The following is a 22,711-nucleotide window of genomic DNA, read 5'->3' as shown; positions in this document are numbered from 1 at the left end:
AAAGTCGTCAGAGGTACAGTGGTTGACGTCGTACGTCCGTCCGGCAGCACCGGCTCAGGCGATGGCATCGGGGAGTTCGGGGGGCGCGGCCTCGAGCCGTCTGCCCAGCAGCGTGCGGAAGCGCGCCGGGTCATGGGGCGTGATGTCGTGGGCCGGCGGATCGACATGGATCACCAGCAGCCGCGAGAGCCAGTAGCGCAGTGCCGTCATCCGCAGCATGGTCGGCCACAGTTCGCGCTCGCTGTCGGAGAGCGGTCGATGTTTCAGGTAAGGGGCCAGAATCGCGTCATGGCGCGCGACGTTCAGGCTGCCGTCGGCGTCACTGGCCCAGTCGTTGATCACGATCGCCAGGTCGAACAGCAGCTCCCCGGTGCAGCCATTGTAGAAGTCGATGATGCCGCCGAGCCGGTCACCCTCGTAGAGCGTGTTGTCGCGGAACAGGTCGCCATGGATGGCACCGGTCGGCAGCTCGACGCCGCCGAAGGCGTTGGCGTAATCGGCTATCTCGCGACGCATCAGGGCCTGATCGTCGTCGGACAGGAACGGCAGTACCTCGCGATGGCGCCGTGTCAACCAGTCGAGGTCGCGCGGATTGGTGCGCTGGCCGGTGAAACGCTGCGAGGCCTGGTGCATCCGGCCCAGGGCATCGCCGAGTGCGGCACACTGGGCCAGGTTCGGGGCGCTGGGGTGGCTGCCCGGCATGCGCGGGAACAGCAGGGCGGGCCGGCCGGCCAGGCGCTGCAGGGCGATACCGTCGCGATCGTGGACCGGCCCCGGCACCGGCAGTTGCCGTGCGGCCAGATAGTCCAGTAGATCGACGAAGAACGGCAGATCCTCGAACTCCCCCTGCTCGAACAGCGTCAGCACCCATTCGTCCTGGTCGGTGGTGACGAAGAAGGTGCTGTTCTCGGTACCGTGCGGCACACCCTTGAGCGTTTGCAGGCGACCGACGGTGTAGCGTTCGAGGAAATCGGCGACCTGTTCGTCGCTCAAGGGAGTGAATACGGCCATGGGATCTCGGTCGTCAGGGTAAAAAAGGCAGCGCGCATTGTAGCGGCTCGCGGAGCGCTCTCCTACCGGCTATCGGGCACCGGCCGGTGATCGTGCCGAACCGCGGGCACCTCGGACCAAAACGCCGTGGTTCGTTGCCGGCATCACTCCTGTCCGACCCACGCCGGTACCGCAACGCTGGGTGCCTCGACGCGGGTGAAGTCGCCATCGCCGTTGTCGTCGTAGAGGAAGTAGGGCTTGCCGCTGGCGGGCACGATGCGGATCGCATAGAGCTTGCCGTTGACGCGGTACTCGTCGATCGTGCGCTGGCCGTCCTGCTGCGACGTGATGCTGGGCTGCTCCGCGGGCTGTGCCAGCGCGGGCAGCGCCGGCCCGGCGATCAGCAGCGCCATCAGCAGGCTCGCCAGCGGTGCCGTCGTTCGCGATCTTGAGGTCATTCGCGGCCATCGTGACATGGCGGACTCCTTCGCGGGTCTTGGAGCACAGGCTCCCGGGGATACGGATGAACCCAGTGTATCGCTTTCCACCCCACTGGCGCAGGGGGGGGCGAACGCCCTGACGCCGAGCCGAGGCTTGCGTATCATGAGTCCATCGAAAGCCAGCCACGGATCATGCAGCTCATGGCAGATGCCCCCATCGTCCTCGTCGACGGATCGTCCTATCTCTATCGCGCCTTTCACGCGCTGCCGCCACTTTCCACGTCCGATGGGCAGCCCACTGGCGCCGTTCGCGGCGTGCTGGCGATGCTCAAGAGCCTGATCAAGCAGTATCCGCAGAGCCCCATGGCGGTGGTGTTCGATGCCAAGGGCAAGACCTTCCGCGACGAGATCTTCGCCGAGTACAAGGCGCACCGGCCACCGATGCCGGACGACCTGCGCCCGCAGGTCGAGCCGCTGCACGACTGCGTCCGGGCGCTCGGCCTGCCGCTGCTGTGCATCGAGGGCGTGGAGGCGGACGACGTCATCGGCACGCTGGCGCGGCTGGCGACGGATCGTGGTCGCGATGCGGTGATCTCCACCGGCGACAAGGATATGGCCCAGCTGGTCAACCAGCACATCACGCTGGTCAACACCATGAAGGGCGAGACCCTCGACGTCGCCGGGGTCGAGGCCAAGTTCGGCATTCCACCCAAGCTGATCATCGACTACCTGGCGCTGATGGGGGACAAGGTCGACAACATCCCGGGTGTGCCCGGGGTCGGCGAGAAGACCGCGCTGGGGTTGCTCCAGGGCATCGGGGGTGGTCTGGACGCGATCTACGCCGATCTCGAGCGCGTCACCACGCTGAGCTTCCGCGGCGCCAAGACCATGCCGAAGAAGCTTGAAGAGAATCGTGAGCAAGCCTACCTCTCCTACGAGCTGGCCACGATCAAGACCGACTGCGAGTTGCCGGTCGGGCTCGACGACCTGCATCTGGCCGAGCCGGATCGCGAGGCGCTGAAGTCGCTCTATCAGCGGCTCGAGTTCAAGAACTGGCTGACCGAGCTGCTCGAGGGCAAGGACGAAGGCGTCGATGACGTCCAGAGCGGCAGCCGGGCGAAGCTTGGCGAGGCGGCCAGTGGCGAGATCGAGGAAGACGCCGCGCTTGCCACCTCCAGTCGGGAAGACGAAACGGTGCTGACCCAGGCCGCCTTCGACAGCTGGCTCGAGCGGCTTAAGGCCAGCGAGACGTTCTGTTTCGATCTCGAGACCACCAGCCTCAACTACATGGAAGCCGCGATCGTCGGTATCGGCCTGGCGCTGGAGCCGGGTAAAGCGGCCTACATTCCCGTCGGCCACGACTATCTCGATGCGCCCGCGCAGCTCGAACGCGACGGCGTGCTGGCGGCGCTCAAACCGCTGCTGGAGGATCCGAAGATCGGCAAGATCGGCCAGAACCTCAAGTACGATATCTCGGTGCTGGCGAACTACGAGATTCGCGTCGCTGGCGCATTGGACGACACCATGCTCGAGTCCTACGTGCTCAACTCCACGGCGACACGCCACGATATGGACTCGCTGGCGCTCAAATATCTCGGCGAGAAGACCATCAGTTTCGAGCAGATCGCCGGCAAGGGGGCCAAGCAGCTCACCTTCAACCAGATCGCCCTCGAAGAAGCCGTGCCTTACGCCTGTGAAGACGTCGACATCACCTTGCGCCTGCATCGGGAACTGCGCCCGAAGGTGGAAGATGCCGGCCGCCTCGCCGAGGTGCTGGATACCCTCGAGCGGCCGCTGATTCCGGTGCTGTCGCACATGGAGCGCAACGGCGTGGCACTGGATGCCACGCGCCTGCACACCCAGAGCCAGGCGCTCGAGGGGCGGATTCGCGAGCTGGAGACCGAGGCCTTCGAACTCGCCGGCAAGGAGTTCAACCTGGGCTCGCCCAAGCAACTCGCCGAGATCCTGTTCGAGGAGCAGAAGATCCCGGTGATCAAGAAGACTCCCAAGGGGGCGCCGAGTACCGCCGAGGCGGTGCTCGAGGAGCTGGCGCTGGACTATCCGCTGCCCAAGCTGATCATGGCCCACCGCGGCATGACCAAGCTCAAGTCGACCTACACCGACAAGCTGCCGCGGCTGGTCAACCCGGCGACCAATCGGCTGCATACCAGCTACCACCAGGCCGTCACCGCCACCGGGCGCCTGTCGTCGTCCGATCCCAACCTTCAGAACATCCCGATTCGTACCGAGGAGGGGCGCAAGATTCGCCAGGCGTTCGTCGCCCGCGATGGCTATCGGATCGTCGCTGCCGACTACTCGCAGATCGAGCTGCGGATCATGGCGCATCTCTCCGACGACAAGGGTCTACTCGATGCCTTCGCCAACGACCGCGACATCCACGCCGCCACCGCCGCCGAAGTCTTCGGCGTGTCGCTGGAGAAGGTCACCGCGGATCAGCGGCGCAGCGCCAAGGCGATCAACTTCGGCCTGATCTACGGCATGAGTGCCTGGGGGCTCTCCCGGCAGCTGCATATCGAGGCCAAGCAAGCCAAGGTCTACATCGATCGCTACTTCGACCGCTACCCGGGCGTTGCCAGGTTCATGGACAATATCCGCGCCCAGGCCGGCGAGGACGGCTTCGTCGAGACCGTGTTCGGCCGCCGGCTCTACCTGCCGGAGATCAAGGCCCAGAATCACGCCCGGCGCCAGGCCGCCGAGCGCACCGCGATCAACGCGCCGATGCAGGGCACCGCGGCGGACATCATCAAGCTCGCCATGATCGACGTGCACCACTGGCTCAGCCCGGCCAAGGGCCAGGCCGAGTTCGACGCCTGGATGGTGATGCAGGTGCACGACGAACTGGTGTTCGAGGTCGAGCAGAGTCAGGTCGACGACTTCCTCGTCGCGATCCGGGGCCGGATGCAGGATGCGGCCGAACTCAATGTCCCGCTGATCGTCGATGCCAATAGTGGAGCGAACTGGGACGAAGCCCACTAGGGGAGCACATGAATGCACGTCTTCAGCGCTTCCCACTTCGCAGCGTGAAATCGGAAAATCGTAGGCGATTCGGATGATTCGCCTCTGTGGCTTACACTACTGTCATCGTTATCGCCGCGTGACGGCTTTATTTTCGCAAGGAGCACAAGGTAATGGCCAAACAGCAAATCGGTGTCGTCGGCATGGCCGTCATGGGGCGCAACCTGGCGCTCAACATCGAAAGCCGCGACTACACAGTATCGATCTTCAACCGCTCGCGGGAGAAGACCGATGAAGTGATGCAGGAAAACCCCGATAGCAAGCTGGTCCCGTTCTACAGCGTCGAGGAGTTCGTGGCGTCGCTGGAGACCCCGCGGCGCATCCTGCTGATGGTCAAGGCGGGCGATGCCACCGACAAGACGATCGCGTCGCTGACGCCGCATCTCGACCAGGGCGATATCCTGATCGACGGCGGTAACACCCCGTTCGAGGACACCATTCGCCGCAACAAGGAGCTCTCCGAGGCGGGCTTCAACTTCATCGGCACCGGCGTCTCCGGTGGCGAGGAGGGCGCGCTGAAAGGGCCGTCGATCATGCCGGGCGGGCAGAAGGAAGCCTACGACATGGTGGCGCCGATCCTCGAGAAGATCGCCGCCCGCGCCGACGACGGCGAGCCCTGCGTGGCCTATGTCGGCCCGGATGGCGCCGGCCACTACGTCAAGATGGTCCACAACGGCATCGAATACGGCGACATGCAGCTGATCAGCGAAGCCTACGCGATCCTCAAGGGCTCGCTGGGCCTGTCGAATGCCGAGCTGGCGGAGGTGTTCAGCGACTGGAACGAGGGCGAGCTCGACAGCTACCTGATCGATATCACCGCCAAGATCTTCACCAAGAAGGATGATCAGAGCGATCACGACGTGGTCGACATCATCCTCGACTCGGCGGGGCAGAAGGGTACCGGCAAGTGGACCAGCAAGAGCGCGCTCGACCTCGGCGTGCCGCTGCCGCTGATCACCGAGTCGGTCTTCGCGCGCTTCATCTCGGCGCTGAAAGAGGAGCGCGTCGAAGCGTCCAAGGTGCTCAAGGGCCCGGCGCAGAAAACCCTCGAGGGTGACAAGGCCGAGTTCATCGAGAAGGTGCGCAAGGCGCTCTTCTTCAGCAAGATCGCCTCCTACGCCCAGGGCTTCGCCCAGATGCGCGCCGCCTCCGAGGATCATGGCTGGGACCTGAACTACGGCGAAGTGGCCAAGCTGTTCCGCGCCGGCTGCATCATCCGTGCGCGCTTCCTGCAGAAGATCACCGACGCCTATCAGGAGAATCCCGAGCTCAAGAACCTGCTGATGGCGCCGTACTTCGGCGATATCGCCGGCAGTTATCAATCGGCGCTTCGGGACGTGATCGCTCATGCGGTCCAGAGCGGCATTCCGGTACCCACGTTCTCCTCCGCGATCGCCTACTACGACAGCTATCGCAGCGAGAAACTGCCGGCCAATCTCATTCAGGCCCAGCGCGATTTCTTCGGCGCTCACACCTACAAGCGTGTCGATCGCGACGGGACCTTCCACACCGAGTGGCTGCAGGACTGACGGAGACGAAGCGATGGCGGAACTGGAACGGGATCGCGTGCGCGAGCATCTGGCGGGCCATGCGCAGCAGACGCTCGACGAGGGCGCCAAGGCGCACTATCGGGAGCGCATTGCGGCGCAGTTGAAGGCGCGTAACGCGGTGCTGGTCGCGCACTACTACACCGATCCCGAGATCCAGGCGCTGGCGGAAGCGACCGGTGGCTGCGTCGCCGACTCGCTGGAGATGGCACGCTTCGGCAAGGATCACCCGGCGACCACGCTGATCGTCGCCGGGGTGCGTTTCATGGGCGAGACCGCCAAGATCCTGAGCCCGGAAAAGCGGGTGTTCATGCCCACGCTGGAGGCGACCTGCTCGCTGGACATCGGCTGTCCGGCGGACGCTTTCTCCGTCTTCTGCGACCAGCATCCGGAACGCACCGTGGTGGTCTACGCCAACACCTCGGCGGCGGTAAAGGCGCGTGCCGACTGGGTGGTGACCTCTTCGATCGCGGTGGAACTGATCGATCATCTCGACCGGCAGGGCGAAAAGATCCTGTGGGCGCCGGATCGCCATCTGGGCAACTATGTGCGGGAGAGAACCGGGGCCGACGTGCTCTGCTGGGAGGGCGAGTGCATCGTCCACGATGAGTTCAAGGCCAAGGGGATTCTCGATCTCAAGGCGCTGCATCCGCAGGCCGCGGTGCTCGTGCACCCGGAGTCACCGGCCTCGGTGGTGGAGATCGCCGATGTGGTCGGCTCCACCTCGCAGCTGATCAGTGCGGCCCAGAAGCTCGACAACCCCAGCTTCATCGTCGCCACCGATCGCGGCATCTTCTACAAGATGCAGCAACTGATGCCGGACAGAACCTTCATGGCCGCGCCCACGGCGGGCAATGGCGCCACCTGCAGAAGCTGCGCCAACTGCCCGTGGATGGCGATGAACGGGCTGGAGAACACGCTGGCGGTGCTGGAGGACGCCAACGGGTGTGGCCAGGAGATTCACGTCGATCCCGAAATCGCACGCCAGGCGCTGATACCGCTGAATCGCATGCTGGAATTCGGCGCCGAACTGAAGCGCCGATAGATCTGCTCCGATGAGAAACCAAAACGCCCGCCCCGNNCGGGGCGGGCGTTTTTATATCTCTACGATCTAAAAATGATAATTGACGAAAGCACCCGCCCGCCATTGGGTCGCATCGCCGAGATCGTCGACGATCGGGCTATCCTTGGCATCACCGGTCAGGCGCGAGACGCCGACCAGGCCGGTGATCGACCACTGCCGGGTGAGGTAGTAGCTCAGCGAGGCGTCGCCACCGATGGCGAAGTAGCCGTCGTCCGGATCGTAGGCGTTGATACCGGAACGCGCGCTCTCGCGATTCGAAACGCCGAACATGTCGTCGGTCCAGGCGGCGCTGGTGTACTCGAAGCGAGGCCCGATGGTAAAGACCGTTCGCTCGCCGAGCTTGGTGATATGAGTCGCCTTGAACTTGACGCGATAGCCGTCGATATCACCGCTGAAGGGCGTCTCGGCGGCGGCACTGTAGCGCCAGGCGTCGTCGAGGTAGCTGACGCGCAGCCCGGCGGTAGCGCCCCCATCGACCTGGTCGAGATCATCGATGTCGCCGGTGTCGTCGCGGCCAAAGGTGTAGCCGATGAACGGCGCGACCCGCCAGTTGTCCTGCTTGATCACGTTCCAGCCAATGCCATCGGTGACACTGATGAAGAACGTATCGCCATAGGTGGCATCCAGCGACGGCCAGGCATTCCATTCGTAGTCGTCGCTACCCAGGTAATCCGGGCTATAGATCGCTCCGGCGCCGACGGTACCTTCCCATTCGGGCTGGGCGGCGGCGGCCGAGGCGCTGATCGATAGGCCACCGGCGATTGCCAGCAACCAGATGCCATTCCGTGGAGCAGTCATGTCTCGTATCCCTGTAACGAAGCGGGTTCGGCAAAAACATACGGTAGTGTAGGTAAAAAGGCCAGCCTGTCGGCGCAGCCTCATGCCCATTCCTCCACGATCGCGGCGGAATACTCCTGAATGCCATCCACCGCTTTGCGACCGCCGCTATCCTCCTCTAAGTTGACTGTGATGCCGTCGCCTGACACGACGGCGCCTACCCGACTTCCCGGCCAGCGAATTCTCGCTGCCTGCCTCTACCTTGCGGGCTCCCATGCGCGCGGGCGGCATGAGGCGCGCCCGACACGAACGATCTCGATAGCGATAACGAAAAGGATCGGGCGGAAAACTGATGAGGATGATTCCATGGACGACAACCGACGATCGAGCACGGGCGTGGATATCTACGAACCCGGAAACGACTCGACCCAGCCACCCTCTCCGGGCCGCCGGCGCTTTCTGCAGACGGCAGGTGTTTCCGGCCTGGTCGTGGCGGCAGCACCGGCGCTCTCCCAGGTGAGCTATGCCGGGTCGCCGGACCAGCCGCAGACCCAGATCGATGCCCCGCCTGCCGAGGGCTCGCAGCGCATCACGCTGACCGTCAACGGCCAGCGTCATCAGCTGGACGTGACCCCCAACGTGATTCTGCTCGATGCGCTGCGCCACGGTCTCGGCCTCACCGGGACCAAGAAGGGCTGCGATCACGGCCAGTGCGGCGCCTGCACGATCCTGGTCAACGGCACCGCGATCAACTCCTGTCTCAGCCTGGCGGTCACCCACGACGGCGACGAGGTCACGACCGTCGAAGGGCTGGAGAAGAACGGCCAGCAGCATCCGATCCAGCAGGCGTTTCTCGAGCACGACGCCTATCAGTGCGGCTACTGCACGGCGGGCCAGATGATGAGCGCGGTGGCAATTCTCCAGGACGACTCCATCGGCACCAGTGACGCCGACGTGCGCGAGGCAATGAGCGGCAATATCTGCCGCTGCGGCGCCTACAAGAACATCGTCGCGGCGATCCAGTCAGCTCGAGGCGCCGTGAAGGGAGGCAACGCATGAGACATTTCGACTACGCTCGCGCCGAGAGCGCGCAGCAGGCGGTGGCAGCCCACGGGAGCGACCGCGAGGTCTCTTTTCTCGCCGGCGGTACGACGCTCCTGGATCTGGTCAAGCTCGACGTCATGCAGCCGAACAAGATCGTCGACATCAACGGTGTCGCGCTCGACGAGATCGAGCGCCTGGACGATGGCCGCCTGCGTATCGGCGCGATGGTGACCAATACGGCATTGGCCCGTGACGAGCGCGTGGTCGAGGATTACGCCGTACTCTCGCAGGCCCTGCTGGCCGGTGCCTCGACCCAGCTGCGCAACAAGGCCACTACCGGCGGCAACGTCATGCAACGGGTGCGCTGCCCCTATTTCCGCGATGGCGTCTCCGACTGCAACAAGCGCGAGCCCGGCAGCGGCTGCGCGGCGATCGGCGGCGTCAACCGCACCGTTCACGCAGTGCTCGGCACCAGCGATGACTGCATCGCCACGCACCCCTCGGACATGTGCGTCGCCATGATCGCCATCGGCGCCACCATCGAAGTACAGGGGCCAGAAGGCGTCCGCGAGATCGATTTCGCCGACTTCCATCTGCTGCCTGGCGATACCCCTGCACGGGAACATGCGCTGGAACCGGGCGAGCTGATTACCCATGTGGTGCTGGATGCGCCGCTCGACGGTAGCCGCTCGGGCTATCTCAAGCTGCGCGACCGCCAGTCGTATCAGTTTGCGCTCGCCTCCAGCGCGGTGATCGTGCAGATGGATGGTAACACCATTACGGATGCCCGCGTGGCGATGGGTGGCGTCGGCACCAAGCCGTGGCGGGCACCGGAGGTGGAGGCTGCACTCAAGGGCAAGTCGGCGAGCGAACGACTCTTTGCCGAGGCCGCAAAGCTCGCTTTCGAGAATGCCATCGCCTACTCCCAGAACGGCTACAAGATTCCGCTCGGCCAGCAGGCCATCGTGCGCAATCTTTCCGACCTGACCGCCGCCTGATCGCCCGCGAGGAGAATCGACCATGAGCGACAAACCGCAAAGCATCATCGGCGCAGGCGTGGCGCGCATCGATGGCCCGGACAAGCTCTCCGGACGTGCCAATTACGCTGCCGACAACCTGCCACCCAACCTGGCCTACGGCTACGGCGTCTTCAGCACCATCGCCAGTGGCAAGGTTTCGCAGTTGAGCGTCGACGAAGCCCGCAAGATGCCGGGCGTCATCGATATCTTCCACCACAGCCACTTCCCGTCGCTGTACCGGACGCCGTCGAGCTTCGCGCAGGGCAACAAGGTCGAAGAGACCCGGCTGCCGTTCGAGGATGAGCGCGTCTACTACGACGGTCAGTTCGTGGCGCTGGTCGTCGCGGACACCTTCGAGAATGCCCGAGCGGCGGCACGCCGGGTCAAGGTGACCTACGCGGCGGACAAGGCCGTGGCCAATCTGGATCAGGGTGTCGAGGCCAATGGAACCCAGGCGGGCAGCGGCAATCACGATCGCGGTGACGCGGCGTCGGCGTTCGACGGCGCGGCGACCACCATCGATGCGACCTACCGCACGCCGGTGGAAACGCATAATCCGATGGAGATGCACGCCTCCACGGCGTGGTGGGACAACGGCGACCTGACGATCTTCGATGCCTCCCAGGGGGTGGTGGTGGCACGAAACGCGCTCTCCAAGATATTCGCCATTCCGCCGGAGCGGATCACCGTACACGCGCCCTACATCGGCTCCGGCTTCGGCAGCAAGCTGTGGACCTGGCCGCACGCCATCGCCACGGCGGCAGTGTCTCGGGAACTCGGCCGTCCCGTTCAACTCGTCGTGCCGCGCCAGCAGATGTTCACCACGACCGGGCATCGGCCGGAAACGCGTCAGCGCCTGCGTCTGGCGACGGACGACAACGGTAAGCTGGTGTCGCTGCGGCACGAGTCGATCAACACGACCTCCTACACCGATCAGTACGTCGAGACTTGCGGTAGCGTCACCAAGAGCCTCTATCGCTGTCCCAACCTCACCGTCAGCCACGAGACGACCCAGGTGAATCGCGGCACGCCCACCTCGATGCGCGCCCCGGGCGCTGCGCCCGGGTTGTTCGCGCTGGAGTCGGCGATCGACGAGATGGCCGACGCCGTGGGTATCGACCCGGTGCAGTTTCGTCTCGACAACTACGCCGAGCGCGACGAGAGCAAAGACCTGCCGTTCTCGAGCAACCATATCGTCGAGGCAACGAAGCGGGCCGCCGAACGGTTCGGTTGGGCCGACCGTAAGCCGGAAGTCGGCAGCATGAAAGAGGGCCGCGAGATCGTTGGCTACGGGATGGCGGCGTGCAACTGGGAAGCGCTCAAGATGGCCTGCGACGCGCGGGTCTCGATTCGCGCCGATGGCACCGCGTTTGCCTCCTGCGCCACCCAGGATATCGGCACCGGCACCTACACCATCGTGGCACAGGCGGTCAGCGACGTGACCGGCATTCCGATCGATCGCATTACCGTCAAGCTCGGCGACTCCTCCTACCCCGATGGACCGGTTTCCGGCGGCTCCTGGGCGACGGCGACCACGCTGCCGGCCATTGCCGGAGCCGCGCGCAACGCGCTCGATGAAATGAAGCGTTATGCCACGGGTAGCAACGGGGTCTTTGCCGGGGCCTCCAGCGACGATCTGGAGGTCGCGGATGGCGGCTTGCGCAACGCCGATGGCAAGCAGGTGAGTTTCGCCGACATCCTCCAGGCGGGCCGGTACGGCAGCGCCGATGGCGAGGCGCATACCGAAGGGGCGGATTCGAAATACTCCTACCGCTCCTTTGGGGCCCACTTCGTCGAAGTGCGCTGGGACCCGGGCATCTCGCGTCTGCGCGTCGCCCGCGTGGTCAGCGCGATCGATGTCGGCCGCGTGATCAACGAGACCACCGCGCGCAATCAGGTCGAAGGCGCCGTGGTCATGGGCATCGGCATGGGGCTGTTCGAGGCCACCGAATATGACGAGCGCAACGCTCGCCCGGTCAATAACGACTACGCCGAGTACGTGGTTCCCGTGCATGCCGATCAGCCGGAGATCGACGTGATCCTGCTCGACTATCCGGATCTGGCGTTCAACGAGTATGGCGCCCGTGGCATCGGCGAGATCGGCGTCACGGGTCTGGCAGCGGCCGTTGCCAATGCCGTCCATCACGCCACCGGCAAGCGCATCCGCGAGTTGCCGATCACCCTCGACAAGCTGATGGATGACGTGCCCCAGGCACGGAGCGCGTGACGCCACGAAGGGCAAGATCTTCGTGAGGTGATCGCTCCCGCGTCAACGAAAGCCGCCGCGTCTGTCAGGCAATCATGTCCGACGGGCGCGGTGGCTTTTCCCTTCGAAACTACTCCTGCAGCGTCGCTTCGACCAGCTTCTGCATCGCTTGCTGGAGCGGTTTGACGGCGGGGCAGTCGGCGACGCCGTGGCGCTGGGCGATCCACGCCGGGTCGTTGTAGCCGAGCCAGGTCTGGCCATCGTTATCCTGCCAGACGAGGGCTTTCATCGGCAGATCGATGCCGGCGGTCGGGGCGCACTGCATCAGCGGGGTGCCGCCCTTGGGATCGCCGAAGATGACCACTTCGTTGGGCAACAGCGCCATGCTGCGGGACATCGCGCCCTGACGGTGATCGACGCGGGCGAATACGGTCATGCCGCTGGTTCGCGCCTGTTCGGCGAGGCGGATGGCGGTTTCGTGCACGCCAGCGTCGCTCTTGGCGACGATCATGCCGGGAACGGAGGGCGTCTCCTGTACGGATTCGGCCGGCGGTGTCGCCTGCGCCGATACGCTGGCGGTGAAACCCAGCAGGCCGGCGGTGATCAGCGCCAGGCGCAGTTGGCGGAAGAACGGTCGGGGCATGTCTCGTCTCCGGATCGAGGATGTCGTTCGGTAGTGGCACTCGAGGCTGTCGCTCGAGCTTGCGTGTTCAGCGTGCCGATCAGTGATGCGCTGCACCCTGGTCTCCGGTCAGCGCTGCTTCGGCGAGGTCGACCTCGCGGACCAGCTTGCGCAGCACGCTGTCGTTGATGCGGTCGCGCTGGCGCAGCTTGTAGTACTCGCGGCGTTCGGCGCGCAGCGCTTCCAGGCGAGTGTCGCGCTCCAGCTGGCGCAGGGCGGCGAGCTGCGGCGTCGACGTCTCCGTCGAGTGCAGGGTCAGACGCTCGCGATAATAGCTCATCAACTGCGAACTGATGTCGTTGAAGGCGATGATCGTCTCGTCGTTGGTCTTGTCGCGGGCGAATTCGCCGGTGCGATCGTGGTGGTAGCGTTCGATGCGATAGATGGCGGCCTCGGCGCCGGCGATTCTGGCCTTGCGCTCCTCCTCGAACTCATGGGTATCGGCCGGGATCTTGAGATTTCTCAGCACCAGCGGCAGGCCGATGCTGCCGGTGATCAGGGTGAACAGGATCACGCCGGTCGCCAGGAAAATCAGCAGCTCGCGGGCGGGAAAGGGGGTGCCATCAGCCATGACATGTGGCAGCGACAACGCCGCCGCCAGGGTGATGGTGCCGCGAATACCGGCGAGCGTTGCCGCCAGCATCAGCTTGAGCGGCACACGGCCACCGCTGTCCGGCGAGGGCAGCCGCGGCCGTCCGCCGAGAAAGCCGCTCAGCCTGGTGAGCCCGCGACCCACTTCCCGGGCCAGCCAGATCCAGGCGAAACGTGAAGCGAGCAGGGCGATCGAGATCGCGGCCACGTAACCCAGCAGGCGCAGGAATTCGAAGTCGCCGATGTCGTGCAGCGAGTGATCCAGCGCGGCGCTGATGATCGCCGGCAGCTGGAATCCCAGCAGCAGGAAGACCAGCGCGTTGAGGACGAATTCGAGCATTTCCCACACCGCCTGGGTCTGCATGCGGGTGTGGAGCTGGCCGACGCGTTTGATGTCGGCACGATTCATCACCATGCCGGCGGCCACCGCGGAGAGGATGCCGGACATGCCGAGATGCTCGGCCAGCAGATAGGCGGCGAAAGGTAGCAGCAGCACCAGCAGGATGACCTGTACCGTGGTGGCCTCGCCGAGATGCCGCTCGATCAGTCGCGTGCGCAGGAAATTGAAACCGAAGGCCAGCAACCCGCCGACCACCAGACCGCCGATCGAGATCAGCAGGAAGCTCCCGGCCGCGTCGGTCAGCGAGAAAGTTCCGGTCAGCGCTGCCGCGACGGCGAACTTGAACGCCACCAGGCCAGAGGCGTCGTTCATCAACGACTCCCCCTCGAGGATGCGCATCAATCGTGGCGGTACCGGCAGGCGGCCGGAGATTGACGATACTGCCACCGCATCGGTGGGCGAGAGGATCGCCGCCAGGGCGAAGCAGATCGCCAGCGGCAGCGTCGGGAACAGGAGATGGATGAAGTAGCCGACCCCGACCACCGTGAACAGCACCAGTCCCAATGCCAGCGCCAGGATCGGGCCGCGCAGGATCATGAACTCGCGCTGGGGGAAGCGGCGAGCATCGGAAAACAGCAGTGGCGCAATGAACAGCAGCAGGAATATCTCCGGCTCGAGTTCGACGTGCAGCCCCGATGCCGGCCATGCCAGCAGGGCACCGAGCAATATCTGTATCAACGGGGTCGGGAGCGTGGGGACGAAGCGTGTGATGACGCCGGTCGCCGAGGCGACCAGCAGTAAAATCAGAACTAGTAGCAGCGTATTCATCGATCCGGTCGACCGGTGTGAACTCGTTAGCCGCCGAGCTTAACGGATGTCGAACCCGTTGCGGTACGGTGCGACAAAATTTCCCGCCGACGGCTCGGGCGAGATCATGGTGACGTGACTATGCTGTTGTCGGTGGGTGGCATCGATGTCCTGACAACATCGGCTACCCGACGCTTCCGTGACAGACAGGCCGAGCCGTCGCATAGCCGTAGGTGGCCATTGACGACGGGCGGGTACCGCGACGATTTGTGGTTCAGGCCCGTGACCGAGAGAGCGAGACAATGCTCTACGTCTCTCGACCTGCGAAGACGACACCTGACAACGACCGTGACGAGGCGCAGTGACGCGCCGTGTCGTCACCGTTTAGATCCCCGATGAGGAGCCGGCAAGATGGATGATTCCGTGCATTCCCGACCCCGGGTGCCAGAGACTCTCGGTACCCAGACGCTCAATTTCACGCTCAACGGCGAGCCGCGCACCCTCGAAGTCGCGCCGAACGCCGTGCTGCTCGACGTGCTGCGTGAGCAGCTCGGGCTCGGCGGCACCAAGAAGGGCTGCGACCATGGCCAGTGCGGCGCCTGCACCGTGCATGTCGACGGCCAGGCGATGAATTCGTGTCTGCGCCTTGCCGTGATGTGCGAAGGCCAACAGGTGACCACGGTGGAAGGGCTCGCCCGCGACGGCGAACTCCACCCGGTGCAGCAGAATTTCCTCGAGTGCGACGCCTACCAGTGCGGCTACTGCACGCCGGGCCAGATGATGTCCGCCACCGCGCTGCTCAACGACGAGCGCATCGGCACCGACGACGCCTCGGTGAAAGAGGCCATGAGCGGCAATATCTGCCGCTGCGGGGCGTACAAGAACATCGTCGAGGCGATCCAGAGATCCCGCGCGCAGTTGGGCTACGACGCCACGCGCAAGGAGGGAGCGGCATGAGAACCTTCGCCTACTCCCGCGCCGATAGCGTCGACCATGCCGCCCATCGAACGATGCCCGATGCGGCCTTCGTCGCCGGTGGCACCACGCTGCTCGATCTGATCAAGCTCGACGTACTGAAGCCGGAAAACGTGGTCGACATCAACGCGCTGCCGCTCAAGCGGGTCGAGCGGCTCGACGACGGTCGGCTCAAGATCGGCGCGTTGGTCACCAACACCGACCTGGCCCACCACCCCGAGGTCAAGTCGCACTATCCGGTGCTCTCCGAAGCGCTGCTGGCGGGGGCCTCGACGCAGCTGCGCAACATGGCGACCACCGCCGGCAACGTGATGCAGCGCACTCGCTGCCCCTACTATCGCGACCCGGCGGCCAAGTGCAACCGGCGCGAGCCGGGCAGCGGCTGCGATGCGATGGACGGCATCAACCGCATGCACGCCGTGCTCGGCGGCAGCGACGCCTGTATCGCCGTGCACCCGTCGGACATGTGCGTCGGTATCGCTGCCATCGGCGCGACGCTGACGCTGCAGGGGCCCGACGGTGAACGTGAGGTCGACTTCGCCGACTTCCACCGCCTGCCGGGCGACACGCCGCACATCGAGCATGATCTGGCCGATGGTGAGCTGATCACCGCGATCACCTTGGACGCGCCGCTGGAAAACGCCGGTTCGCACTACCTCAAGCTGCGTGACCGTGCTTCCTACGAGTTCGCGCTTGCCTCCTGCGCGGCCCAGTTGGTGCTCGACGGCGACACGATTCGGGAAGCGCGCCTCGCGCTCGGCGGCGTTGCCACCAAACCGTGGCGCTGCAGCGATGCCGAGGCGGCGCTGGTCGGCCAGACCGCCGACAAGACGAGCTTCGAGCGCGCCGCCGACATCGCCCTGAAGGAGGCCCAGGCGCGCGAGCACAACGGCTACAAGATCCCCCTGGCGCGTCAGGCGATCGTGCGCGCGCTGCGCAATGCGGCCCGCGGCGACAAGCCGGCGAGCGAGACACAGGAGAGCCAGGCATGAACGACATGACCCGACCCGACTTCGACAAGCCCCGCGTCGTCGGCCAGCGCACCCCGCGCATCGACGGCGAGTTCAAGCTCACCGGCCGCGCCGGCTATACCGGCGAACTCCACGTCGACGGCATGCTCTACGGCTACCCGGTGCCGGCCACCATCGCCCATGGCGTGCTCGAGTCCCTCGACCTCGATGCCGCCCGCGCGATGCCGGGCGTGGTGGACATCTTCCATCACGGCCACTTCGAGACGCTGCATCGCTCGCCCAACTCCATGGCCCATGGCGACATGGTCAACGAGGTGCGCCTGCCGTTCGAGGACGAGCGCATCTACTACCACGGCCAGTATGTCGCCCTCGTCGTCGCCGAGACCTTCGAGCAGGCGCGGGCCGCGGCCCAACGCGTGGTTGCCCGTTATCGTGAAGAGCGCGGTGCCGTCGTCAGCCTGCTGCAGAGCGAGGCCGAAGGCACGCTGCAGGAGAGCGCCGGCAGCACCCGGGGCGATCCGGAAGCGGCATTCGGCGGTGCCGAGGTCAAGGTCGACTCGACCTACCACATCGCCGCCGAAAGCCACCTGCAGATGGAGATGCACGCGACCCTCGCCGAGTGGCGCGACGCCGGCAAGCGGCTGGTGGTGCACGAATCGACCCAGGGCGTCTTCTTCCAGCGTAACGCCATGGCGCGGGTCTTCGGGCTCGCCCAGGAGAATCTGGAAGTCATCTCGCACTACATCGGCTCCGGATTCGGCAACAAGCTGTTCATGTGGCCCCACTCGGTCGCCACCGCGGTGGCGGCGCGGATGATCGGCCGGCCGGTGAAGGTCGTGCTGCCGCGCCAGCAGGACATGACCAGCGGCGGCAATCGGCCCGCCTCGCGCCAGCGTATCCGCCTGGGTGCCGATCGCAGCGGCAAGCTCACCTCGGTGATCCATGACAGCACCACCGAGACCTCGCTGGTGCATCAGTACGTCGACACCTGCGGCAGCGCCACGCCGAGCTTCTACGCCTGCGACAACGTCTCGACCAGCCAGCGCGTGCTCGAGGTGAATCACGGCACGCCGTGCCCGATGCGCGCGCCGGGCGAGGTCTCCGGCATCTTCGCGCTGGAAACCGCCATGGACGAGCTGGCGGTGGCGCTCGAGATGGATCCGGTGGAGCTGCGGCTGAAGAACAACGCCGAGCAGGACCCGGCGAGCGGGCTGCCATGGTCGAGCAAGCATCTCAACGAGTGCCTGACCAGCGCTGCCAAGCGCTTCGGCTGGGAGCAGCGCAACCCGGTCATCGGCTCGATGCGCGACGGTGACGAGATCATCGGCTACGGCATGGCTTCCTGCACCTGGTCAGCCGGACGTCAGCCGTGCGAAGCGCGGGTCGAGCTGCGCGCCGACGGTTCGCTGTTCGCCGCCTGCGGCACCCAGGACATCGGGACCGGCACCTACACCATCGTCGCCCAAGCCGTGGCCGAGCTCACCGGCGCCGAGCTCTCGCGCATCGAGGTCAAGCTGGGCGAGACCAGCTTGCCGGCCGGGCCGCTCTCCGGCGGCTCCATGGCGACGGCGACGGTGCTGCCCGCCGTGGCGGCGGCAGCGCGCGACGCGCTGGATGCGATCAAGGAAGTGGCAGTGGGCAGTGGCGGCGCATTCGAAGGCAGCGACCCCGATTCGCTCTCCGCACAAGCGGGTGGCCTCACCGATGGCGAGCGCCGCGTGAGCTTCGAGGAGATCCTCGAGACCAGCAAGCTGTCGAGCGTCAACGGTCAGGGCAGCGCCGCCCCCGGAGACGAGCGAAGCGAGTACGCTTTCCGCTCCTTCGGCGCGCACTTCGTCGAGGTCCGTATCGACCCGGAAATCTCCCGAGTGCGCGTGGCGCGGGTGGTCTCCTCGATCGACATCGGCCGGGCGATCAACCCGCCGACGGCGCGCAACCAGGTCGAGGGCGGCATCGTCATGGGCGTCGGCATGGGCCTGCTCGAGAAGCTCGACTACGACCCGCGGGATGCGCGGCTGATCAACGCCAACGTGGCCGACTACATCGTCCCGACGCACGCCGATGCGCCGGAGATCGACGTCGAGCTGCTCGACTACCCGGACTTCAAGCACAACGAGTTCGGGGGTCGTGGCGTCGGTGAGATCGGCCTGACTGGCGTGGCGTCGGCGATCGCCAATGCGATCTACCACGCCACCGGCAAGCGCCATCGCGACCTGCCGATCACCATCGAGGCGTTGTTGGCGTCATCGTGACGGAAGGCCCTGGACGCCATGCAGGAAAAGGTCGACACAGCGTGTCACCCGCTCCTCGATCGCCGCCCGTGAGGGCGGCGATTTCAGTTGCAGCACGCGAATCAGATGCCATTCACCCAGCAGCATGCCGAGGAACATGCCGGCGAGCTCGACGGTGTCGCAGGCCGGCATCAGTCGCCGCTGCACCCGACGCTCGAAGTAGTCCGCCAGAGCGAGCCGGACGCGACCGGGGCCACCATCGAAGAACAGCCGGGCCAGCTGCGGCTGGCGGGGGCTCTCGGCCACGACTTCGCGGTAGATGCCCAGGGTTTCCTCACCCATGACCTTGACCAGCAGGTCGATGCCGAGTCGCTGGAGCGCCGCTTCGATGGCCAGCTCGTCGACCCCCTCGTCGGTCAGGGTGCCGTAGATATGATGGGAGCGGCGTTCGACCATGGCCTGGAACAGGCCTTCCTTGTTACCGAAGTGGCGGTAGAGGGTGGACAGTGAACCGCCGGCGCGACCAACGATGTCGTTGACGCTGACCTGGCCGTAGCCATGCTCGAGAAACAGCTGCTGTGCCGCATCGAGCAGGGCATCCCGACGCTGACGGCCCCGCGCGGTGGTCGGGGGGGAGTCTTGGGGGCGTGGCGATGACATGGTTTTCCCTCGTGCCGGCAAGGCTTGATTTTTTCGATACGCGGTGGCGTTTTCAAGAAGATAGTGTAGTCTACACTACACATTGGTTGGGCGCGCAGTTCCCGCATCAAAATAGGCTCGGCATGAAGATCAAAAAGAAACTCTACACGGCAGTCGTGATACTGGTCGCGCTGGCGGTGGCGCTCGTCTTCGCGTGGCACTGGTGGCAGACCGGTCGCTTTTTCATCGAGACCGACAACGCCTATGTACACACCGATAGTGTCGCGGTGCGCTCGGAGATCAGCGCGCGGGTGATCGAGGTGGCGGTGGACGACAACCAGCGTGTGAAGCAGGGCGATCTGCTGGTGCGGCTCGACGACCGCGATACCCGCAGCCAGTTGGCCCAGGCCCAGGCGCAACTGGCCGTCAGCTCGGCCAACGTGACCCAGGCCCAGCGTCAGGTCGAGCTCGACCAGGCCAGTATCGACGAGGCGCAGGCTCAGGTGACCGCTGCCCAGTCCGACGTCGCCCAGGCGCGCCAGCATCTCGAGCGCTCGCAGTCGCTGGCGGCCAACAACTACGCCTCGCGCCAGCAGTTGCAGGACGACCAGGCGTCGCTGCGGGTCGCCCAGGCCACGCTGGCGGCGCGCCAGGCGAGCGTCGAATCGGCCAAACGGCGACTATCGGCCGACCAGGCTGCCATCGACAGCGCCAAGGCCCATCGAGACGCCGCCGAGGCGGACATCGACTACAACCAGAGCCAGCTGGCCAAGACGCGCATCGTTGCCCGTCGCGACGGCATCATTGGCAATCTGACCGTCGAGCCCGGCGATCTGGCCCAGCCGTCGCTCACCCTGATGCAGTTGGTTCCGGTTGCCAGCGCCTACGTGGTCGCCAACTACAAGGAGACCGAGATCGAGCGTATGCGGGTGGGTCAGCCGGTAACGATTGCGGTGGATGCCTATCCGGACATCACGTTTACCGGCAAGGTCGACAGCGTGGCACCGGCCACCGGCACCCAGTTCAGTCTGCTGCCCCAGGACAACGCCACCGGCAACTTCAACAAGATCGTCCAGCGCGTGCCGGTCAAGATCCGGGTCACCGGGCCCAAGGATCAACTGTGGCGGCTGCAGTCCGGCCTCTCGGTCGAGCCCTCGGTGGATACCCGCGAGGTCGATGGCCAGGCGATCTATTTCGATCCCGGCCCCGAGCTGGACGATGGGCCGCAATCGTGACAGTCCCTTGTGAGTCCGTGGCATGAGTGAAGTGGCAGCACCAGCCGGCGCCGGCCCGCAGGAGATGCCGTCCTGGCACTACCGCTTCGGCTTCATCGCGGCGGTGTTCGGCATGTTCATGGCGATTCTGGACATCCAGATCGTCGCCAGCTCGCTGAACGAGATTCAGGCCGGCGTTTCGGCCTCGAGCGACGAGATATCCTGGATCCAGACCTCCTACCTGGTCGCCGAGATCATCATGATCCCGCTCTCCGGCGTGCTGATGCGCTGGCTCTCGACGCGGGTCGCTTTCGTCATCTCCTGTGCCGGTTTCACTTTGGCCAGTCTCGGCTGTGCGCTCGCCTCGAGCATCGAGCAGTTGATCGTATTGCGCGCCATCCAGGGTTTCATGGGCGGGGCGATGATCCCGATCACCCAGGCGATCAGCTTCTCGCTGTTTCCCCGTCGCGCCATGGGCGCCGTCCAGGGCGTGATCGGCATGGTGGTGACCATGGCGCCGTCGATCGGCCCGACCGTCGGGGGGTACGTCACCGAGCTGTTCAGTTGGCACTGGCTGTTCCTGGCCAACGTGATTCCGGGGATCTTCGTCACCTTGGCGGCATGGCGCTTCCTCGATATCGACAAGGGCGACAAGGAGGTCGCCAAACGTCTCGATTTTCGCGGCCTGATCCTGATCGCGCTGTTTCTCGGCAGCCTCGAGTTCGTGCTCGAGGAGGGGCCGGGCGATGACTGGTTCGCCAGCGAGCTGATCGTGTGGATGACACTGCTCTGCGTGGCCTCCTGCATCGGCTTCTTCTGGCGTGTGTTCACCTATGAATTTCCCATCGTCGACCTGCACGCCTTTCGCAATCTCAATTTCTCCATCGGCACCGGGCTCGTATTCGTGGTCGGTATCGCGATGTACGGCCTGGTCTATCTGATGCCGCTGTTTCTCGGCGGTGTGAGGGGTTACTCGAGCCTGCAGATCGGCGAGGTCATGTTCGTCACCGGGGTCGCGATGTTCTTCACTGCCCCCATCGTGGGGCGGCTGACCAACTCGGTCGATCTGCGCGTGCTGCTGTTCTTCGGCCTGACGCTGATCGGTATCGGGACGATGATGAACAACAACCTCACCAGCGAATCCGGGTTCTGGCAGTTCTTCTGGCCGCAGATCGTGCGCGGTATCGGCATGATCATGTGCATCATCCCGGCCTCCCGCATCGCGCTCGGCACCTTGCCACCGCAGGAACTGGGCAACGCCGCCGGGCTCTTCAGCGTGATGCGTAACCTCGGCGGCGCGGTGGGGCTGGCGATGCTCGATACCGTGCGCGACTGGCGCGAGGACTATCACTGGAACCAGCTGATCCCCGCGCTCAACGAGGGGCGAGTCGTGGTCCAGCAGCAGATCGACAATTACCAGGCGATGCTGATCGGGCATGTCGCCGATCCCTACCACAGCGCGGTGGCGCTGCTCGGCCAGCGCTTTGGCGTCCAGGCCCAGGTGCTCGCCTACAACGACATCTTCCTGTGGCTGGGCTGCATCTACCTGCTGAGCGTGCCGCTGGTGTTCCTGCTCAAGAAGATCGAGCATTGACTGCGGGCTGCGGGCNNCGAAGCTCGAAGCTTCTTTCTGTAATCTGGCTCTCCTGCTGACCCGCCTCAGCGTTTCGTTCGATCGTTCAGGATGGTTTGCCGCGATGAAAACGCCTCAATCAAACAAGCCCGGCGCCGATGAGCCGACCCGCACCGTGCTGCGCCTGATCGGGAGTTTCGCCGCGCCGGTGGCGATCTACCTGGTGGCCTGGGAACTGGTGGCGTGGCTGATACTTCCCGCCGTGGCGGCGGCCGGCCGAGCGTTCACGATCAATCTCTTCAGCGTGCTGATTCCATTCGTCGGTGTTCTGGCCAGTGTCTACCTCGCCGGTGTCAGGGCCGGTCGGTTGCTGGGTGGTGGCGTGATGACGGTGTTCTTCCTCTATCTCTACACCTCTTCCGGCGTCGTGTTCAGCTGGCTGCCGGTGGCGCTGACCCTGGTCGGGATTCTTCTCGCGGTGGCCGCAGCCCGATACTGCCCCACGATGAAACCCGATCTGGGCGATGCCTTCGGCTAGGTGTCGG

18 protein-coding genes are annotated in these 22,711 nt (G+C 65.1%); 12 read left to right on the top strand and 6 right to left on the bottom strand.

Translation table 11 applies throughout. The features are described 5' to 3' along the window. Positions 1-54: 54 nt before the first annotated feature. Both DOM56_RS06305 and DOM56_RS06300 read right to left on the bottom strand, forming a co-directional pair. The gene (locus tag DOM56_RS06305) at positions 55-1,011 is read right to left on the bottom strand and encodes a homoserine kinase (RefSeq protein WP_110707992.1); all 957 of its coding nucleotides are present in this window, start codon (positions 1,009-1,011) and stop codon (positions 55-57) included. A 143-nt stretch (positions 1,012-1,154) separates the two neighbouring features. Beyond that, positions 1,155-1,466: a DUF2782 domain-containing protein gene (locus tag DOM56_RS06300; protein WP_232822202.1), complete on the bottom strand. Its 312-nt coding sequence runs from the start codon at positions 1,464-1,466 to the stop codon at positions 1,155-1,157. 165 nt (positions 1,467-1,631) lie between these two features. Here DOM56_RS06300 and polA point away from each other — a divergent pair, with 165 nt between their 5' ends. The 3 genes from polA (at position 1,632) to nadA (ending at position 7,058) form a co-directional block, all read left to right on the top strand. Then, a complete protein-coding gene (gene polA / locus DOM56_RS06295; protein ID WP_110708073.1) occupies positions 1,632-4,427 on the top strand; it encodes a DNA polymerase I in 2,796 nt (931 codons plus the stop codon). Positions 4,428-4,579: 152 nt separating this feature from the next. Further along, positions 4,580-5,995: an NADP-dependent phosphogluconate dehydrogenase gene (gndA, locus tag DOM56_RS06290; RefSeq protein ID WP_110707990.1), complete on the top strand. Its 1,416-nt coding sequence runs from the start codon at positions 4,580-4,582 to the stop codon at positions 5,993-5,995. A 13-nt stretch (positions 5,996-6,008) separates the two neighbouring features. Then, entirely contained in the window at positions 6,009-7,058 is a 1,050-nt protein-coding gene (nadA, locus tag DOM56_RS06285; protein ID WP_110707989.1) for a quinolinate synthase NadA, read from the top strand. A gap of 66 nt (positions 7,059-7,124) precedes the next feature. Here nadA and DOM56_RS06280 read toward each other — a convergent pair whose 3' ends face one another. Next, positions 7,125-7,895, bottom strand: coding sequence for a MipA/OmpV family protein (locus tag DOM56_RS06280; RefSeq protein ID WP_110707988.1), 771 nt, complete (start codon positions 7,893-7,895; stop codon positions 7,125-7,127). Positions 7,896-8,240: 345 nt separating this feature from the next. On the opposite strand from DOM56_RS06280, the gene DOM56_RS06275 reads away from it, so the two are divergent. From DOM56_RS06275 to DOM56_RS06265, 3 genes are read left to right on the top strand one after another with little or no spacing between them, the layout of a single operon-like run. Continuing rightward, positions 8,241-8,933 carry a (2Fe-2S)-binding protein gene (locus DOM56_RS06275; protein ID WP_110707987.1) on the top strand — a complete coding sequence of 231 codons (693 nt, stop codon included), beginning with the start codon at positions 8,241-8,243 and terminating at the stop codon, positions 8,931-8,933. Then, positions 8,930-9,916 (top strand): xanthine dehydrogenase family protein subunit M, encoded by a 987-nt coding sequence (locus tag DOM56_RS06270; RefSeq protein WP_110707986.1) that lies wholly within the window; start codon positions 8,930-8,932, stop codon positions 9,914-9,916. The genes DOM56_RS06275 and DOM56_RS06270 overlap by 4 nt, the downstream gene beginning before the upstream one ends. 22 nt (positions 9,917-9,938) lie before the next feature. Next, on the top strand, positions 9,939-12,164 hold the full coding sequence (locus DOM56_RS06265; RefSeq protein ID WP_110707985.1) for a xanthine dehydrogenase family protein molybdopterin-binding subunit: 2,226 nt from the start codon (positions 9,939-9,941) through the stop codon (positions 12,162-12,164). 109 nt (positions 12,165-12,273) lie between these two features. Here the strand turns inward: DOM56_RS06265 and DOM56_RS06260 are convergent, their stop codons facing one another. Together DOM56_RS06260 and DOM56_RS06255 are read right to left on the bottom strand one after the other, a co-directional pair. Next, positions 12,274-12,786 (bottom strand): DUF302 domain-containing protein, encoded by a 513-nt coding sequence (locus DOM56_RS06260; protein ID WP_198655695.1) that lies wholly within the window; start codon positions 12,784-12,786, stop codon positions 12,274-12,276. 79 nt (positions 12,787-12,865) lie between these two features. Beyond that, the gene (locus DOM56_RS06255; RefSeq protein ID WP_110707984.1) at positions 12,866-14,584 is read right to left on the bottom strand and encodes a Na+/H+ antiporter; all 1,719 of its coding nucleotides are present in this window, start codon (positions 14,582-14,584) and stop codon (positions 12,866-12,868) included. Positions 14,585-14,974: 390 nt separating this feature from the next. Between DOM56_RS06255 and DOM56_RS06250 the strand changes: the two genes are divergently transcribed. The 3 genes from DOM56_RS06250 to DOM56_RS06240 are packed head-to-tail and all read left to right on the top strand — an operon-like array spanning position 14,975 to position 18,761. Beyond that, entirely contained in the window at positions 14,975-15,520 is a 546-nt protein-coding gene (locus DOM56_RS06250) for a (2Fe-2S)-binding protein (RefSeq protein WP_110598085.1), read from the top strand. Further along, complete coding sequence (locus DOM56_RS06245) at positions 15,517-16,530, top strand: xanthine dehydrogenase family protein subunit M (protein ID WP_110707983.1); 1,014 nt, start codon at positions 15,517-15,519, stop codon at positions 16,528-16,530. The genes DOM56_RS06250 and DOM56_RS06245 overlap by 4 nt, the downstream gene beginning before the upstream one ends. Then, positions 16,527-18,761: a xanthine dehydrogenase family protein molybdopterin-binding subunit gene (locus tag DOM56_RS06240; RefSeq protein WP_232822201.1), complete on the top strand. Its 2,235-nt coding sequence runs from the start codon at positions 16,527-16,529 to the stop codon at positions 18,759-18,761. Before DOM56_RS06245 ends, DOM56_RS06240 begins: the two co-directional genes overlap by 4 nt. Here the strand turns inward: DOM56_RS06240 and DOM56_RS06235 are convergent. Next, a complete protein-coding gene (locus tag DOM56_RS06235) occupies positions 18,753-19,400 on the bottom strand; it encodes a TetR/AcrR family transcriptional regulator (protein ID WP_110598083.1) in 648 nt (215 codons plus the stop codon). The two genes, DOM56_RS06240 and DOM56_RS06235, sit on opposite strands and share 9 nt — an antisense overlap. Before the next feature lie 122 nt (positions 19,401-19,522). Between DOM56_RS06235 and DOM56_RS06230 the strand changes: the two genes are divergently transcribed. The 3 genes from DOM56_RS06230 to DOM56_RS06220 all read left to right on the top strand — a co-directional run bounded on the left by DOM56_RS06230 (position 19,523) and on the right by DOM56_RS06220 (position 22,704). Further along, positions 19,523-20,614: an HlyD family secretion protein gene (locus DOM56_RS06230; protein ID WP_110707982.1), complete on the top strand. Its 1,092-nt coding sequence runs from the start codon at positions 19,523-19,525 to the stop codon at positions 20,612-20,614. A gap of 22 nt (positions 20,615-20,636) precedes the next feature. Beyond that, positions 20,637-22,187 (top strand): DHA2 family efflux MFS transporter permease subunit, encoded by a 1,551-nt coding sequence (locus DOM56_RS06225; RefSeq protein WP_110707981.1) that lies wholly within the window; start codon positions 20,637-20,639, stop codon positions 22,185-22,187. A 103-nt stretch (positions 22,188-22,290) separates the two neighbouring features. Beyond that, complete coding sequence (locus DOM56_RS06220; protein ID WP_110707980.1) at positions 22,291-22,704, top strand: hypothetical protein; 414 nt, start codon at positions 22,291-22,293, stop codon at positions 22,702-22,704. Positions 22,705-22,711 lie beyond the last annotated feature (7 nt).

The organism is Salinicola sp. CR57, assembly GCF_003206585.1.
In the GTDB taxonomy this organism is placed as follows: Bacteria; Pseudomonadota; Gammaproteobacteria; order Pseudomonadales; family Halomonadaceae; genus Salinicola; species Salinicola lusitanus.
Note: the sequence above shows the minus strand (reverse complement) of the source record. Positions and strands in the feature narration are given on the sequence as shown.